At 48.4% G+C, this 16,367-nt stretch carries 12 protein-coding genes; 8 read left to right on the top strand and 4 right to left on the bottom strand.

What is annotated here, in order from left to right:
- The first annotated feature begins 19 nt into the window (after positions 1–19).
- Together WBG78_RS07775 and WBG78_RS07780 are read left to right on the top strand one after the other, a co-directional pair.
- Entirely contained in the window at positions 20–688 is a 669-nt protein-coding gene (locus tag WBG78_RS07775; protein ID WP_337325834.1) for an SdpI family protein, read from the top strand.
- A gap of 29 nt (positions 689–717) precedes the next feature.
- The gene (locus tag WBG78_RS07780) at positions 718–1,179 is read left to right on the top strand and encodes a hypothetical protein (protein WP_337325835.1); all 462 of its coding nucleotides are present in this window, start codon (positions 718–720) and stop codon (positions 1,177–1,179) included.
- A gap of 39 nt (positions 1,180–1,218) precedes the next feature.
- Here the strand turns inward: WBG78_RS07780 and WBG78_RS07785 are convergent, their stop codons facing one another.
- Positions 1,219–3,699 carry an ABC transporter permease gene (locus WBG78_RS07785; protein WP_337325836.1) on the bottom strand — a complete coding sequence of 827 codons (2,481 nt, stop codon included), beginning with the start codon at positions 3,697–3,699 and terminating at the stop codon, positions 1,219–1,221.
- 120 nt (positions 3,700–3,819) lie between these two features.
- Between WBG78_RS07785 and WBG78_RS07790 the strand changes: the two genes are divergently transcribed.
- The gene (locus tag WBG78_RS07790) at positions 3,820–4,365 is read left to right on the top strand and encodes a YceI family protein (RefSeq protein ID WP_337325837.1); all 546 of its coding nucleotides are present in this window, start codon (positions 3,820–3,822) and stop codon (positions 4,363–4,365) included.
- Between the two features lie 40 nt (positions 4,366–4,405).
- On the top strand, positions 4,406–5,116 hold the full coding sequence (locus tag WBG78_RS07795) for a pirin family protein (RefSeq protein WP_337325838.1): 711 nt from the start codon (positions 4,406–4,408) through the stop codon (positions 5,114–5,116).
- 44 nt (positions 5,117–5,160) lie between these two features.
- On the opposite strand, the gene WBG78_RS07800 is transcribed toward WBG78_RS07795, so the two are convergent.
- Positions 5,161–6,336: an acyl-CoA dehydrogenase family protein gene (locus WBG78_RS07800; RefSeq protein WP_337325839.1), complete on the bottom strand. Its 1,176-nt coding sequence runs from the start codon at positions 6,334–6,336 to the stop codon at positions 5,161–5,163.
- A gap of 168 nt (positions 6,337–6,504) precedes the next feature.
- Complete coding sequence (locus WBG78_RS07805) at positions 6,505–7,599, bottom strand: nickel-binding protein (RefSeq protein ID WP_337325840.1); 1,095 nt, start codon at positions 7,597–7,599, stop codon at positions 6,505–6,507.
- A 197-nt stretch (positions 7,600–7,796) separates the two neighbouring features.
- Here WBG78_RS07805 and WBG78_RS07810 point away from each other — a divergent pair, with 197 nt between their 5' ends.
- From WBG78_RS07810 to WBG78_RS07825, 4 genes are all read left to right on the top strand, one after another.
- Complete coding sequence (locus tag WBG78_RS07810; protein ID WP_337325841.1) at positions 7,797–8,810, top strand: hypothetical protein; 1,014 nt, start codon at positions 7,797–7,799, stop codon at positions 8,808–8,810.
- Positions 8,811–8,983: 173 nt separating this feature from the next.
- On the top strand, positions 8,984–13,543 hold the full coding sequence (locus WBG78_RS07815; RefSeq protein WP_337325842.1) for an RCC1 domain-containing protein: 4,560 nt from the start codon (positions 8,984–8,986) through the stop codon (positions 13,541–13,543).
- 165 nt (positions 13,544–13,708) lie between these two features.
- Positions 13,709–14,263: a peroxiredoxin-like family protein gene (locus tag WBG78_RS07820; RefSeq protein WP_337325843.1), complete on the top strand. Its 555-nt coding sequence runs from the start codon at positions 13,709–13,711 to the stop codon at positions 14,261–14,263.
- A gap of 187 nt (positions 14,264–14,450) precedes the next feature.
- Complete coding sequence (locus WBG78_RS07825) at positions 14,451–14,837, top strand: hypothetical protein (RefSeq protein WP_337325844.1); 387 nt, start codon at positions 14,451–14,453, stop codon at positions 14,835–14,837.
- Between the two features lie 163 nt (positions 14,838–15,000).
- On the opposite strand, the gene WBG78_RS07830 is transcribed toward WBG78_RS07825, so the two are convergent.
- Entirely contained in the window at positions 15,001–16,338 is a 1,338-nt protein-coding gene (locus WBG78_RS07830; protein ID WP_337325845.1) for a hypothetical protein, read from the bottom strand.
- Between the last annotated feature and the right edge of the window lie 29 nt (positions 16,339–16,367).

Below are 16,367 nucleotides of genomic sequence, written 5' to 3' on the forward strand. Positions count from 1 at the left end.
CCATTTAAATTCAGAGTGTATGGGACGTATAAAGCTTATCGACATCCTGGCAATAGTTGTTTCCCTGATACCCTTCGCTGTATACGCTATCGTTCGGCCATCTCTTCCCGATAGAATTCCGATACATTGGAATGTTTCCGGCGATGTTGATGGGTGGACCTCCAGGGATCAGCTTCCAATGTTTCTGGGCACTATGGCGGCATTGGGTTTCGCGTTATATCTGCTCACCCGATTTATGAAGAAGTTAGATCCGAAGCGATCTGCTCGAGTCAGCGAGACAACTGCTGCCAGGATCGGCTTTGGAATAGTTGTATTCATGTGTGCCATCAATTGCCTTATACTGGCACCGGGCCTGGGTAAGTTTAACATGACAACCACTTTAGTGGTTATGGTTAGCCTCCTCTATACTTTTCTTGGGAACCTGATGTATAATATTAAACCCAACTATTTTATCGGCATTCGCCTGCCATGGACCCTCGAAAGTGATGACAACTGGAGACGCACGCATCGGCTGGCGGGTGCAGTATGGTTCGTGGGTGGGTTAGTTTCTGCAACACTGGCGATGTTTATAGAGCCAAAGATTATGTTTATTGTCTTCATGAGTATCACGGCAACTTTGGTTCTGGTGCCGGGTATTTATTCATTTGTTATATTCAGGCAGTCGACCAGTGGAAGTCATTCTGACTGAAACTGGAAATCCTCAAACCGTGCTCACCAATGAAATGCTTATTGATACTTGTTACCATAATTGCAGGAACAACTGCAACCCGCGGACAACTCACTGAATACAGTTCATCCAATAAAGGGTGGATACCGTACAGTGAGTTGAGTTCCTTGGGCTTCTCGAAGGCTAGTTTGCAGTACGTTGCCAATGAAAGTGACAGTACATTTCTCCTGATGATGTGGGACCAGCGTCCCGAAATAAAAAGCTACTTCTCCATTAAGTTCAGCAGCGAGGGCAACACGCTCCACAGCCTTTACGGAATTTTGTTATCGTTCTTTGAGAAAGAGAACTGGAAGAACAAGGACTACATCCGGGTGTTCCGCCTTGGCGAGGAAAAAGTTTCCGTTTACAAATCGGCAATGATAGAATCAAAGGCTATCGTCTTCTCCACCGACAAAGGTGGAAGAATCCAATTTACAAAGAGGGAAGTAGAGAAGCTGTTTGGCAGTAAGTGATTTGTTAACGGCACGCATTAACTGGTTGCGCAGATACTATTACTCGTACTTCAACGCTTTCACCGGACTTTCCAACGCACGCTTAACACTCAGCGCGGACACCACCAGTACGGTGATCATGAAAAGAATGATCACGGGCAGCGCGACCACCTGCCACTCCACACCAACGGAACTCGTAAACTGCGTAAGCCACCGACGCCCGCCGAGAATAATCAACGGTATGGCCAGTACATAGGACGCAACAAGAATTCTAACCAGGTCACGGGAAAACAAGTATAGAATCTGTATTGTGGACGAACCAAGCACTTTCCTTATCCCCATTTCTTTCATTCTTTGGGAGACCGTGAAGACGGTGAGTCCGACGAGTCCCAGGCAGGTAATGATGATGGCCAGTACAGTGAACACGCGAACAAGCAAACCAAGTTTTTTATCGACGTCGTACTGTTCATCATAATAGTCGTCCAGTTGAAAGGTGACAAAGGGATTATCCGTAAAAACGTTTTTGAATACCTCTTCAATTGCTTCGATCTTCTGTTGACGTCGGTCCGCACTCATGCGAATGGAAAAATATTTCCAGGTCGACCACTGCGGTTGCATGTAAACGATCGCCTCGTAAGGATCTTTGAGTGACTGCTGATGATGGTCGGCAACTACTCCCACAATTTCACCATCGCGCTGGTCAGGGCCCCACCAGAAAGAGATTTTTTGGTTTAGCGCCGTCTGTGGAGTTAGTCCGAGCCGATTGACAAATTCATGGTTCGCCACCAGCCGGATATTTTCGGCAGCATCTTTCTTTCTGCGAAAGTCCATCGACTCATTTTCATTAAATCGTCTTCCTTCCGTTATCCTGATTCCATACGTATTGAAGAAGCTGGTATCCGTACCAAGTACCGCTGCACCCATAGCGTCGTCCCAGTTGCCACCTTCCTTGATGAACCCACTCCCTTCGGTAATTGATTGTCCGGGCACGTTAGCTGATGCGGTCATGCCGGTTACACCGGGAATCTCCGAAAGCGATTTACGGAAGAGATTCACTTTGGTGTTGGTCATTGAATCGTAAACTGCGGGACCTTCAATCACCACGATCTGATCCTTGACATATCCCGTATCCTGCGACAACAGGTGCGACAATTGACGCGACGAGAGTAGCGTCCCCGCGATCAACAGCAATGCGACGAAATATTGAAATGAGATCATTAGTTTTCTTGCCGATGCTCCCCGACTCGACTTTAAGAATTTTCCTTTGAGGACCTGCGCCGGATTAAACGACGACAGCATCATTGCCGGATAACTTCCTATCACAAGAACACCTACCAATAGGAATATGCCCGCCACGCCCCATGTTGCTGGCGATGTAAAGAAAGCAAGTTGAATATCTTTGCCAACTAGTTGCTTGAAGAACGGCCATAACAATCCCGCCAAAGCAATGGCCGTGAGTACCGCAGACAGATTAACCACAAACGCGTCGGTAAGGAATTGGATCACGAGCTGACCACGGGACGCTCCAACGACCTTGCGCAAACCAACCTCCTTAGATCTCTCAAGACCCTTCGCCGTGGAAAGATTGATGTAGTTGATCCAGGCGATGAATAGGATCAACACTGACAGCAGTGAAAGGAAATAAATGGTTCGCGAATCGCCTGCCGGAGATTGTTCATTCCAAAAACGTGAGTTCAGGTGAATGTCGGCTACGGGCTGGAAGAATACCCTCCTGTGATAATCCAGATAGTCTGAAAAATCTGGCGCGCGCTTTTTTACATACTCATTAATCTTCGACTCGAGCGCGCCAATGTCGCTCCCGGGAACGAGCTGCACGTAGGTATAGAAGACTGTCCATCCCCAGAAGTCATCGCCGTCGTATGTCCGCATAATGGTTGGGTACGAAATAAGGATGTCAAAGCGCAGGTGTGAGTTTTCAGGAATGTCCTTCAACACACCGGTAACAGTCAGCGACAACTCGCGGTTAAGTAGCAATGTCTTGCCGAGTGCCGGCTCTGAACCAAAATACTTCTTTGCCATCGATTCGGTAATGACAACGGTGTAGGGCTCAGCCAGAGCTTTTTGTGGATCACCTGCCAGTAGGGGGAACGAGAACATCGTGAGGAAAGGCGCATCGGCGAAGTATACACCTTCTTCATTGAAGGCGACCAGCGTGTGGTCTGCGTCATGCGAGAACTCGAGTGCGTTGGTGACTGCCTTCGTTAAGGAAGAAGTGAACAGAGAGGTTTTTACCAGTCTCGTAAAATTTACGACTTCAGGAAGCTCTCGCTTGAGCGCCGGACCCATGGCCGAAGTATTGGCGGCTAATCCTCCATCCAAAGAATTACCTTGAAATTGCTTCAGCGCAACACGATAGATGTGTTCGCTTTGAAAACGGTCGTATCCAGATTCGAACAACACATACTGATACAGCAGGAACGACGCAGTGATAGCAATCGACAGTCCGCACACTGTAATAATTGAAAATACCTTGTTTCGAAGCATCGAACGCAAGGTGACGAGGAAGTAGTTCCGGATCATAGGTGATGGCAGGAAGGAGCCCAGCTAAATTCGTCAATAATCACCTGATTTCTTAACCTGGTTCAAGGCGCCTGATCACGCAGGTGCCTAGTTTTGATTCATCATTAAACATTTAGCACAATGGAAACAGCAACAAAAACGACCACAAAATGGAACCTGGATACCGCGCACAGCGAGGTGACTTTCAAAGTAAAACACATGATGATCAGCAATGTGTCAGGATCCTTTCAGAAATTCTCCGCTGATGTTGAAACAGAAGGCGAAGATTTTACCAAATCTGAAATTTCATTTACTGCCGATATCAATTCAATAAATACCGGCAACACCGATCGCGACAACCACCTGAAGTCGGCAGACTTCTTTAACGGTGAAGCGAATCCCCAGGTAAAGTTCATCTCCCGTAAGCTTGAGCTTAAAGACGAAAATGAATATATACTCACCGGAGATCTTACTTTCGCTGGGGTAACTAAGCCCGTTAAGTTTGATGTTGAATTTGGAGGTATTGGTAAGGATCCCTGGGGAAATAAAAAGGCTGGTTTTACAGTAAGCGGTAAAATCAAACGAACCGACTTTGGACTTAACTGGAATGCTGCACTAGAAACCGGTGGGGTATTGGTTGGTGAAGAAGTTAAGCTGCTTGCTGAAATACAATTGATCCGCGCATAGTGCGTAGGATCATTTGGGTCATTCATAATTATCGAATAAGATGAAGAGTGTTGTAATCACACCGGAGCAACGGGGAGTTAAGGATCAGGGATGGTTGAAAAGCAATTTCACGTTCAGCTTCTCTAACTATTATAATCCGGTTCAGAATGGATTTGGTCTCCTGCATACTTTTAACGACGACTTCGTTGAACCCAAAAATGGTTTTGGTCTACATCCTCACAGCAACATGGAGATCATTTCTATTATGCTGGCCGGAACAATGAATCACATCGATTCAATGGGTCATAGAGAAGTCGTTACAAAAGATTGGGTGCAGATCATGAGCGCAGGAAGTGGACTGCGACATGAAGAGCACAATGTAGGTGAGGATCAGGTGAATTTTCTGCAGATATGGATCGAACCTAAACTACAGAATATTACGCCCCGATATCAAAGACGGTTCTTTCCGGAGGAGAAAAGAAAGAACAGTCTCGCAACAGTAGTGAGCAATGAAGAAGGACAGGCACATTGCTGGATAAATCAGAACGCAAGAATAAGTCTTGGATCTTATGATGGTGGCCAGTCTCTTACGTACGCACTCAATCCGCTTAACAAATGTGTTTTCATTTTTGTAATGACCGGAAGTCTGGAAATTGATGGGAAACGAATCGGCCAGCGAACCAGCATCGGAATTTGGGATGAAGGTGCAATTGAAATCAAGACACTTGAGACTTCGCGGTTTGTGGTGATCGAAGCACCGATCAATCATTAAGCGGCCTTTCGACGCAGATAAGATCGTGGGCGCTTCGTTCTTAGCTACCCTGCCAGCGTTTTTCCAACGAGAAAATTGCCCAGCATTTCTCTTTGTTTGCTCGCTTGCATAGGATGGAATTCACCGGCCAGCAAGTCTCGATAAAGGCGCTCAATACCCGCTTTGTGATAATAGGAATAGCCGCCTAAAGCCTCCATCGCCGACTGCGCACACTGCCGACCGTGCTCGGTGATAATGGATTTTGACTGAAGTGCGACGGACGCCGAATGGCTGTTCGGTTTTAAGACTAAGTTCTTCGCATTGTCTATTAGCGTATCAAGGGCCATACGCGTGATCTGGTAGTGGTTATGCATGTCACCCAGACTTGACAGGATATAGGGATCATGTTTACCTCTATTGGTAACGATCGCTATGGTCTTTTTTGCAATTGCTTCAACGATGCCTGCATACGGAGATATGAAAACCGGAAAGGCCAACGTGGCAACTACATCCCACACAGGATGCCACTTCCCTCTCTCACGGATGAGCGTGATCTTTTCGTCCGGAATAAATACATCTGAAAATCGAACCGAATTGGATCCGGTGCCTCTCATGCCCATCGCATTCCAATCGTTGATGATCTCGATGCCTTCAGAATTCATGGGAGCAGAAAAATGGATAACATGTTCTTTCGTTCCATCATCGTAAGCGCAGCTCATCACTGCAACGTTGGCGATAGGCGATCCACTGCAAAAGGGTTTCACGCAGGTAATGCGATAACCGCCATCGACTTTTCGCGCTGATCCATTGGATGAAACCCAGTCACCGCCGCCGGTGCTTAAGAGGACAAGATTCTTTTCTACCACGGCCTGTAGCGTCTTCGTTGCAGCCGCATCACCGTTCATATGTTTGAATACCAGCACCGAAATCAGGTGCATATGCATCGACAGGGCCAACGATGTAGAGGGACAATATTGAGCCAGGTCTCTCAGGAAATGACAAAGTTCAGAATAAGGTACACCGCCTCCTCCGAGTTCGGTAGGGATCAGGGCCTTGTATATGCCTTTTGACTTCAGGAGGCTAAAGTTTTTTTCGGCAAACTTGTTCTCTGCATCACAGACTAAACCCTCCTTTTCAATTTCAGGACCGATCTCCGCGAGGATCTTATTTAAATTCATTTTTTCAGTTGCCATGTCAGCTAACTCAGACACGTTGTGTTGGAGATTCATATTGTTCGTCATGATTGAGTGAATTTACGGTTATTGAATCTGAGGCATCCGGCCATGACGTTCTCACATCGGTTAGGGGCCGTTTGGATTAAACAAACTTAGAACATCTCCATATGGTTGTCGTTCACTTTTGATTCAAATGTTAGTACAAATGAGCCATGGGCGAGGTGACATCAGTATCTACGCCGGACTTAGGACAAATTCGCTGGGTGAGAGCCCGAATCGTTTCTTAAACGCGCGGGAGAAATAGGTGGGGCTCGTGAACCCCGACTCATATGCGATTTCTGAAATGGTCTGATTGTTTAATTTGATCGAAACCAGTGCCTTTTGAAGTCTGATCTCCTGAATGAATTGATTTGGCGACTTATCAGTTAACGATTTTAATTTCCGGTTCGCTTGGGATTTGCTCAAACCTAATTCCGCACTCAACTTTTCGACACTCAGCGAAGGATTGTTCCATTCTTTCTCAAAATAATCCATCAATAATTTGAGAAACTTTTCACTGTTTAAATCAAGCACAACGATGGACTTATCAATAGTTCTATTAAAGTTTTCACCCTCAAAAATGTCTTTCACCTCCGATGTCACCGTGATGTTTCCCCGACCGATCTCACTCAGGTACCTCGACATCTTTATCGTGTCCTCAAAGAGGTTCTTTTTATCAGTAACCGGTACACCGGCGCTCAATCCCATCTTCATTTTTAGATGGCGGCCCTGCGACGTAGTGTCCGGTATCGCCTGACTTTCGAGGGTACATAACACCGCGTTGGTTACCGATTCAAATGAAGCTAAAATACAATCGTCCTTATGGGAGACGATCCGACCCTGAAACTTGGTAATCGTTTGTTCAAGTGATCGATTGGTCTGTTTAATCGCTTCGGCCAGTACTTCCTTGTCTGTCTTTTTCGATGGTGTCTTTTCTATTGTGATTGCCATCAGCGTTCTGAAGGCCGGATCGTCGATAATGTTGAGTTCTGTGTTTTTGGTGTTGACCGGGTCTTCGATCCTGCCCAGGAACGTCTCGACAATGGAGGCATCGACTTCGATGATTTTGTGCGGATAGCCGCCATGCGCGTGAATGTGCATGTCTTCGAGGGCCTTGCTGTTTGGCGCCTCCACCAGGCAGAAGGCGAGCTTTCTCTTTTCATCGCACCAGTAGGTCATCCCGCGGCAACCGTACAGGTGCTCGATTTTGAGATCTGCCTGATGCATCCGCGCCAGGTGTTCTGCGGTGATCTCGTCGGAGATGTCATGGCGATCCATGTAAATGGGCATGCGGCGTGGGTATTGTATCCGGTAATCTAAAGTTTTTTGCGGTGGGCGTCAAGGCACGGCCGGGAAATAGCTATGATCTTGAATTACGCCGATTGGGAAGTGTTGAATGCTCGCCTTTTGAAATTAGATTTGGTATCTTAGTACTCCTGGGTAATCCTGTGAAGTTAATCCGGTTGCCACGATGACCTCCGTTAGTCATGATCACTTTGAAACACCTCAGTCGAACTTGCCTTTTTATACTGGTGATCTCTGCAGGTTGTAACGATCGCGACGAAGATTTCCTTCGTCAGGACGGTTTCTTTGTATTTGGCAGTCACGACCTTTCATCCGTGTATTGGAAAGACGGAAAGATGCACGACGTTGAAGGCTACCTGATGTACTTTACTGATGGCGCAGCTTCGGGAGGGGATGCGTATACCGTCGGATATTTCAACGACGACAAAACTTATCGCGGTCCTGTCTATTGGAAGAATGGCAGGATGTTCAAATTGTCAAACATCAGCGCAAATCAGACGCCAACAGCCATTGCATTTGCCGGCAACGATATGTACATCGCCGGATTTGAAGATGTGGGTGAAAAGTCGTTTCCGATTTATTGGAAGAATGGAGAGCTGCACTCCCTGCCAGGGAAAGAACCTTATTCCCGTCCCACAGCAATAGCTGTTTCTGGCTCAGACGTCCACATTGTAGGACGAGCGCTGAATAAAATTTTTGATAATGATACGATTCTGATCACGCACTGGAAGAACGGAGAACGGATAAAGCATATCCCTGAGGATGCCAATGAAATGGCGGAAGACATTGCAGTGTCGGGGAACGATGTTTACTTCGCCGGATATAAATTCGATAGTGATCGTCGTGCTCACGCGAAAGTTTGGAAGAACGGCGTGGGTACAGTACTGACGCGCGGTAGCGTCGCCTCTGTTGCAACAGAAGTGGAAGTAGTTGGAAGCGACATCTATCTGGCAGGGCAGAACGGCACACAAGCCGTTTATTGGAAGAACGGCGACATAACTCCTTTGGAGACGGGTGCGGTATCCAGATCGGACGTTAGTGGAATGGTTATCATTAACAGCGAAGTGATCATCAGCGGAAGGAACTACAGTGATCACTACGATGGAAGTTTTCTATGGAAAGAGGGTCGCCTGCAAGAACCGTTCAAAGGAATTGGCAATGGTTTCCATATTGACTGCATAGCGCCCGCACAATGACAACCTTATCGCCATACGCGATAAGCTCACTGGTCCCATTCAGGGAAATTCAAGCTATGATTGTGGGAATCAAAAGTACTGCAACGCGACGTATCGTTTAATACGCGCGATGGCAGACTTGTTGTTGGTGAATACGGATTTTGCAGTGTAAACTTGCCTGTAATCACGTTGTGATGAAAAACTCCCTCTTTCTCCTCCTGCTATTTGTTAGCTGTTACGTTCATGCCCAATGCTGGCAAAGCGTCTCCGCCGGTGTTAGCCACACCGTTGCACTAAGGCCCGATGGCTCCCTGTGGGGCTGGGGTTTTAATGGAAGCTCTCAGCTGGGCGATGGCTCTATCACCTATTCGCAGGCTGCCATTCGAATAGGCACTGCTTCCGACTGGAAGTTGATCGACGCCGGCGGAAATCATACGCTTGCCATCAAGACCGATGGAACCTTATGGTCGTGGGGCGAAAACCAATGGGGACAGATCGGCACTGGAACTGTATCATCGAAAGTAATCATACCGTCGCGCCGGGGAACCGAGACGAACTGGAAGCTTGTTACCGCCGGACGCACGTTCTCTTTGGCAATTAAGACTGATGGAAGTTTGTGGGCCTGGGGTGACAACTTTTACGGTCAGCTTGGATTTGCAGGAACAGCATTTGTTCCAACCCGTGTTGGCGCAGCCTCGGACTGGAAACTGGTATCTGGCGGTGGAAATCACACCCTGGCTATACGCACCGACGGTTCTCTCTGGGCATGGGGTTCCAACCTTTATGGCGAGCTGGGCGACGGCACGATCGACAATAAAAGTACGCCGGCAAGGATAGGTACTGATACCAATTGGGCACTCGTGTATGCAGGCTACGATTTTTCTGCGGCCATCAAGACAGACGGAACCCTGTGGGTATGGGGTAACAATCAGATGGGTCAACTCGGTCTCGGCGACTATAACGAACGCCATATACCTACGCAGGTCGGCACGGGAAACAACTGGAAGTCTGTCGACACTGGTATCGACAACATGGTGGCCATAAAATCCGACAACACCATGTGGGCCTGGGGTTGGATTATCGGAAAATTCGGCTTCGGTCCCAGTGACAATAGCCGCTCTCTTCCCACGCGTATCGGGCTCGCGTCAGACTGGACAAGTGTTGCTTCTGGAGAACGCCACTCCTTTGCTTTCAAAACAGACGGGACCCTATGGGGCTTCGGAGACAATAACTGGGGTGAGGTGGGCAATGGCGAGCTGGGCGCAATAGACGTTCCGAAGAGTGTGACGACGGTTGCGCCCGCAGGCGCTTCGGACCAGTCATTTTGCAGTACCGCTACCGTTGCTAACCTTGATGTAACCGGCACATCAGTCCAATGGTATCTTACCCCATCAGGCGGCACACCCGTTCCCCAAAATATGGCATTGACCAACGGAACACATTATTACGCCAGCCAGACAATCGCAGGATGCGAGTCTTTCGTAAGGCTCGATGTCAACGTTTCAATTAATACCACCATTACGCCTGCACCTTTAGGCGATGCAGTGCAGACGCTGTGCGCAGGCAGCAAGCTTAGCGCGTTGATCGTGGATGGCACAGACATCAAATGGTACAGCGCGGCCGTTGGCGGCGCGCTGTTGAACCCGAACGTGGTGCTTGTCGACGGCATGCATTATTACGCGTCACAGACTGCAAGTTCGTGTGAGTCTTCAGATCGGTTGAAGGTGACCTTTTCACAAATTGTAATACCCGCTCCGGCACTCAATGATTTTCCCGTTTGTGAGGGAACCCCCATTGGCTATCTGGTGGCCAACGTCAATTGGTATTCAGCTCCCAGCGGAGGTACGAAGCTACCTCTCAATACAACGATCATCAGTGGCACTACTTACTATGCGTCCCAGCTCGCTGCATGTGGGGAATCTACGGTTCGTACGCCAGTGGTACTCACCGTTAAAACTACGCCTGCGCCGGTTCCGCTGCTTGGTGAATCCTGGCTGTCCGCGAGCGCGGGAAGTGGCAACACCATGGCTATACGCTCAGACGGAACACTCTGGGTGTGGGGCGACGAGTACGTCAATCCTTCGAGTCCTACATATCGCTACGTGCCCCGGCGTACCGAGATCGCCGACGACTGGCTTACAGTTGTAACCGGAGGTGAGTGGAGTATGGGTTTGCAGCGCGACGGTGAAATGTACTACTGGAACACGGGGCAATTGCCTGCCGTAAAAATTGGTACGGCTCAGGATTGGGCGTCGATCACGACCTACGGTTATGCAGCAACGTACCACTCGGGAGCAATCAAAAATGATGGCACACTTTGGATGTGGGGATCCGATAACAGTGTAGGCCAGCAAGGTAACGGTACGTTCACGGCGATGTCTGCACCCACTCGCGTGGGTACGGATTCGGACTGGAAATCCGTTTCGAACGGGTATCGTTTTACAATAGCTATCAAGACCGATGGTTCGCTGTGGGCCTGGGGTCTGAATGATAAGGGGCAGTTGGGAAATGGCACTAACAACAATACGCGCGTTCCGACGCGGGTCGGGTCTGACACAGACTGGGCCTTCGTTTCTTCGGGGGGTTCAAGTTCTGTCGCTATTAAGAACGATGGCTCGCTGTGGACCTGGGGTGATAACGCCTTTGGACAATTGGGTGACGGTACCACTATTTCAAAAAACCGGCCTGTAAAGATTGGTACATCATTGTGGCAGACAGCGGCCGTAGGAGGAATGCACACCCTGGCGATCCGGCAGGATGGTACTCTTTGGGGCTGGGGCTATGACGCAACGGGTGCCACAGGCGCCGGACGTTATATTGGCGGTAATATTTTAACACCCAAACAGGCAGGCTCTGCAGCCAACTGGAAGAGCGTTCATGGAGGAGGAGGTCACAGCGTCGCGCTGGCGCAGGACGGAAGGTTATGGCTCTGGGGTTCCAACGACCGGGGCGAGTTAGGCATCAACAAAATACTGCCCATCGAGTATGATCCGCTTCCGCTTCCCGCAAAGCAATTCACATGCGGCCGAAAGTTGACGTTGGCTGAATTGCCTATGCAAGGCATAAACATCAAATGGTACAGCTGGACTACGGGTGAACAGGTACCTTCGTCGTATCTGTTGAACGACGGTTCACGCTTTTATGCTACACAGACGATCAATGGTGTGGAGTCGTGTAAGAGAGCCGAAGTCGTGGGTGAATCAGGGTCGGCGACGATGGCAGGAAGTCAACAGCAAACATTTTGTATCGGTGCAACGGTTGAAGACCTGAAACCATCATTTGATGGAGTGTCCTGGTATGAGTCTTCTTCCGGTGGAGCACCTTTAAATATCAGCGATCGCCTGATCGACGGCAAGCAATACTTTGCTTCGTTGTTGGTGGGAGATTGCGAATCCACCAGCTTAAGCGTAGTTGTTAACTTAACCGATCCGGGACCACCGGCGGGCGATGCCTTGCAGATACTTGCAACTGGAGCTAAGGTCGAAGATCTGGTTCCGTCAGGTCCTGGAATTTCCTGGTTTGAAGAAGATAATGGCGGATTGCCTCTGCCTGTAGGCCACGAGTTGGTCGATGGCAAGATTTACTATGCCACTCAGACAGTGGGAGCGTGCGTGTCAGGTAGTCGGCTGGCTGTTATGGTAGAGCTGACCACTCCGGATGTCGAAGAACCCGTATTGATATCAACAGTTCCCGCGAATGGAGCATCGGAAGTCAGCACCGGAACAACATTCGGCTTTGTTTTTTCAGAGGCTGTACTGCTGAATACCGGTACTTTTCGAATCTTTAATGCCACGACAGACGCAGAAATTACCTCGCTACAACTCACCGCCGACAACACCTCGGTAACTGACGCACCGGTAACGATCACGCTGCCCTCAGCATTACCACCCAATACTTCTTTGTACGTACAACTCGATAATGGAACGTTTGTGGACCTTTCCGGTAACGCTGTTCCAGGCATCTCCGACAAAAGCTGGTTGTTCTCGACAAGGCCCGCCGTTGTGATCTGTGCAACTGAGCCACCAACAGGAAATGCAACGCAACAGCTACCCGTCGGTGCCACCGTGGCAAGCCTTAAGGCCACCGGAAATCAAATTGTCTGGTACGATGCAGCTACAGAGGGCTCGGTACTAGTGACATCGGCAGTGCTCATCAATGGTGCTCATTACTTTGCAACTCAGGCTGTGGATGGATGCGAGTCGACAGCCAGGTTGGACGTTACCGTTGAACTTGTAAAGTCAGCGCAAACAATAACCTTCGAAAACCTTCCTTCGAAAATGGTAGGCGATCCTTCATTTCAACTGAATGCGTCAGCCAGTTCAGGATTGCCCGTTGTATTTACGAGCAGTAATGAAGATGTTGCTGAAGTTGATGGCTCCCGGGTGATCATCGTTGGAGCAGGAACGACAACCATCACTGCCGCGCAGAATGGGAATTCAACGTACAGCGCTGCGTTGCCAGTAAGCCGTACGTTAGAAATCGGTTCCATAACGGCCATTGGTGACGAAAGCGAGCACGCCCTGAAGCTTTATCCGAATCCGGCGAAAGAGAACTTCATGCTTAAATTGCCTCCTGACTTTTCCGATGGCGCCGATATCAAAATCATCGCACAGGATGGACGGATTATCTATCAGGAGTACACGCACTCGTCTGAGATGTCGATAACCACCAGTAATTTTAACAATGGCGTGTACATGCTAGTTGTTTCGGGAACAGGTAAGACCTCGGGTTTGAGGATTGTGATCAACAACTAGCGGATATCCTTTGTCCGTTACTTAGGTCAGTCATCGATTTGTCCAGCTAAAAGCGCGAGGTGCCAGCTATCTTGCAGAGTATTATGGTCTTTGTAACCAGAAGTGAGGAACACAGATCAGGCACTCTCTGGGAACATCGATATTAACAATTCATAGTAACGATCCATGAGGCTACAACAGAATCTTCCGGCGCCGTTGTTCAACCTGCCTGACATCTATGGCCGGACAATCGACCTGGAGCAGTATCGGAACAACAAAATCCTGATTGGTTTCTTTCGGCATGCTGGGTGTCCTTTTTGCAACTTGAGGGTACACGCACTCACTAAGGTCCACGCTGAGATGCTCGGCAAAGGATTGAAGATGATATTCTTCTTTGAATCGAAGAGCAGTCAGCTATTGAGAAGCACCTTCCATCAGGAGGTGTCGCCAATCCCATTAATTGCCGATCCGGAGAAGAAATGGTATAAAACGTACGGGTTAGAGCCGTCAATAGGAAAATCGGCTCTAAGTCATTTGACTACTTTCGTGCAGACAGCGATGAAGGCATCATCGGCGGGCGTGCCGATACACATGATGAAGTCGGGAGAATCATTCAGCACGATGCCGGCAGAGTTTCTCATCCGTGAAGGACTGATAATCGATAGTGTTCACTATTCTGAACGCCTGAACGACAGGTTAAGTGTCGAGGCGATACGATCGTTTGCCGATACGCGTGATTGAAATCCAGGTGTGGATGATGCAGTCGCCCTGTAGAACAATACCGGCACCATAGTTTGTTAATTCCCCAATTCTACCACGACATTTGGCTTAGCATGTTAATTTATCCTTGCATTACGACCCATGCCTAATGGCAAGGCCTTTGAAATCCAGGGCATACCTTTTGGTTAGTTGTATAAAAAGACTAACCATGGAATTCAAACATCTATTCACGGCAGCACTTATAGTAAGTGCTTCTGCCGCTGCTTTCGCTCAGCAGGATACAACGAGCACAAAACAACAACCTCAATCACAGAGCCAGCAGCCTCAATCTCCGAATCAGCAACCCAGCGATCAGTTCAATGTAAAAGACTATTCGCAGGTGCAGTCATCAGATCTTCCTGCATCGCTTCGGACCACGCTCCAGGGCGACCAATACAAAGGTTGGGAAAATGGCAAACTCTATCGCCAGAACAATGGCAACGGTTATTACCTGAGTACCGGTACTGGTACGTCGACTAAGAATTACTATTTCGATAAAGATGGTAAAGCAATGAAGGATCCTCATGGCGGCACCAATCCGCGCGACAATAGATAATGTAAGAATACAACACCTGGGCGTGAGGGAAAGGGACCGAAATGGTCCCTTTTTCAGTTTTCATTCTCCCCAATCATGACCTCTATATGATGGTCCGTCACATTGACTTAAAATGCCGGTGACCAACGTGACCTGGCGTCCACGCGGTGCCTGGCTGACCTGTTTAAGGTTCTGTGTTTTCAAAGGTGCTTTCATACAACACTTTTCCGTCGTGGCCTGCCAATTCCGTGGCGTCTACTTCTACTAAGCCATTTGAAATATAGCCGAGACCGGTAAGATACCTTGTGTCGGTTGTGAAGTGCGTCGAATACGCGATCTTGTCATTTATCTTGATAGTTACTACTTTATTGTTCACCAATATTTCTATGTCCGTCCATTGACTCACGTCAAACGCTATAGGCACCAGATCAGTATCCTTTCCCCGAACCACCTGCTCGCCAAACGTCATGAATGCCTCGTGCGCACACCCCTTTGTCGTGCTCCTCAAAACCATAAACGACCTCTGACAGAAGAGTTCCAGTTCTATGTATGGACAAGTCGTTGGTCTCACGTCCCGCATACGAACTCTGGTCTTGAAACTGAAATTATCGCTTGGTATATCAACGTGACTGGGGAAGTAGACGTAATGGTACCGTTTGTCTTTGGTGATATCAATTTTGTTCTCCAGCAGCTGGCTGATCTCAAGACCAAGGGTGCCATGATCTGCAAAACGTTCTGTCCTGACATACTCGGGTGTATACTTTGCCACGTTATCTATTGCATAAAGAAACCAGCGATCCGTCGGAATACTGACATCGACTTCCCGTATAGCCGAGTCGTTAGCAATAAGTTTTGCAACGTGATAACCTGGTTCGTAGTAGATATCGGTGATCGTGTATTTGTTTTTGTAAATTCGTACCCTGCGATTTATATCCCATGATTGCTGAATAAAAAAGCTGTCGGCCTTAACCGAATCAATGTTATATGTGAATACTACTGAATTGGGAATATCGTTCGAGGTGTTCTTCTTAAACGAAAATGTCGCCTTCTCAGCATGCTCAACAGGTGCTTTCGTGGCCCCGAAAAAATAAAGGCCGGCAATGACGATGACAGAAAGAAAGGCCGGCAAATATTTTAAAAACATTAAGGCCCTTGCCTTGCCCGCCTTGTTTCTCGTTATACTTTGTCGACTTGTGCTGACGGCCTCCGCTGGTTCATCTACCGCCTCCCTTGCAGGCGTGTTCACCTGCTCATTTCTGATTTTGTCTGACTTATAATCCTGCCAGGTCTTGTAATCAAAGTAGCTCGCGATCGCATTGAGAGTAGCTATTTGTGGCAACCTGCTGAACTCTCCGTAGGCGAGTCGCTTGATGGTCGTTCCACTGATCAGGATCCCCGATTTCTGCCTCAGCTGCTCGCTGATGTGATCGAAATCCCGTTGCGTCATGGTGGTAACATCCGCGAATCCGTTGTCGCCGAAAATCTCGAGGATCCCTGCCTTTATTAAACCCTGCTCGTCCATAGTTACCATTAAAACTAATCAGCGACTTC

Origin of the sequence: Chryseolinea sp. T2, from assembly GCF_037203685.1 — a bacterium.
Classification (GTDB): Bacteria; Bacteroidota; Bacteroidia; order Cytophagales; family Cyclobacteriaceae; genus Chryseolinea.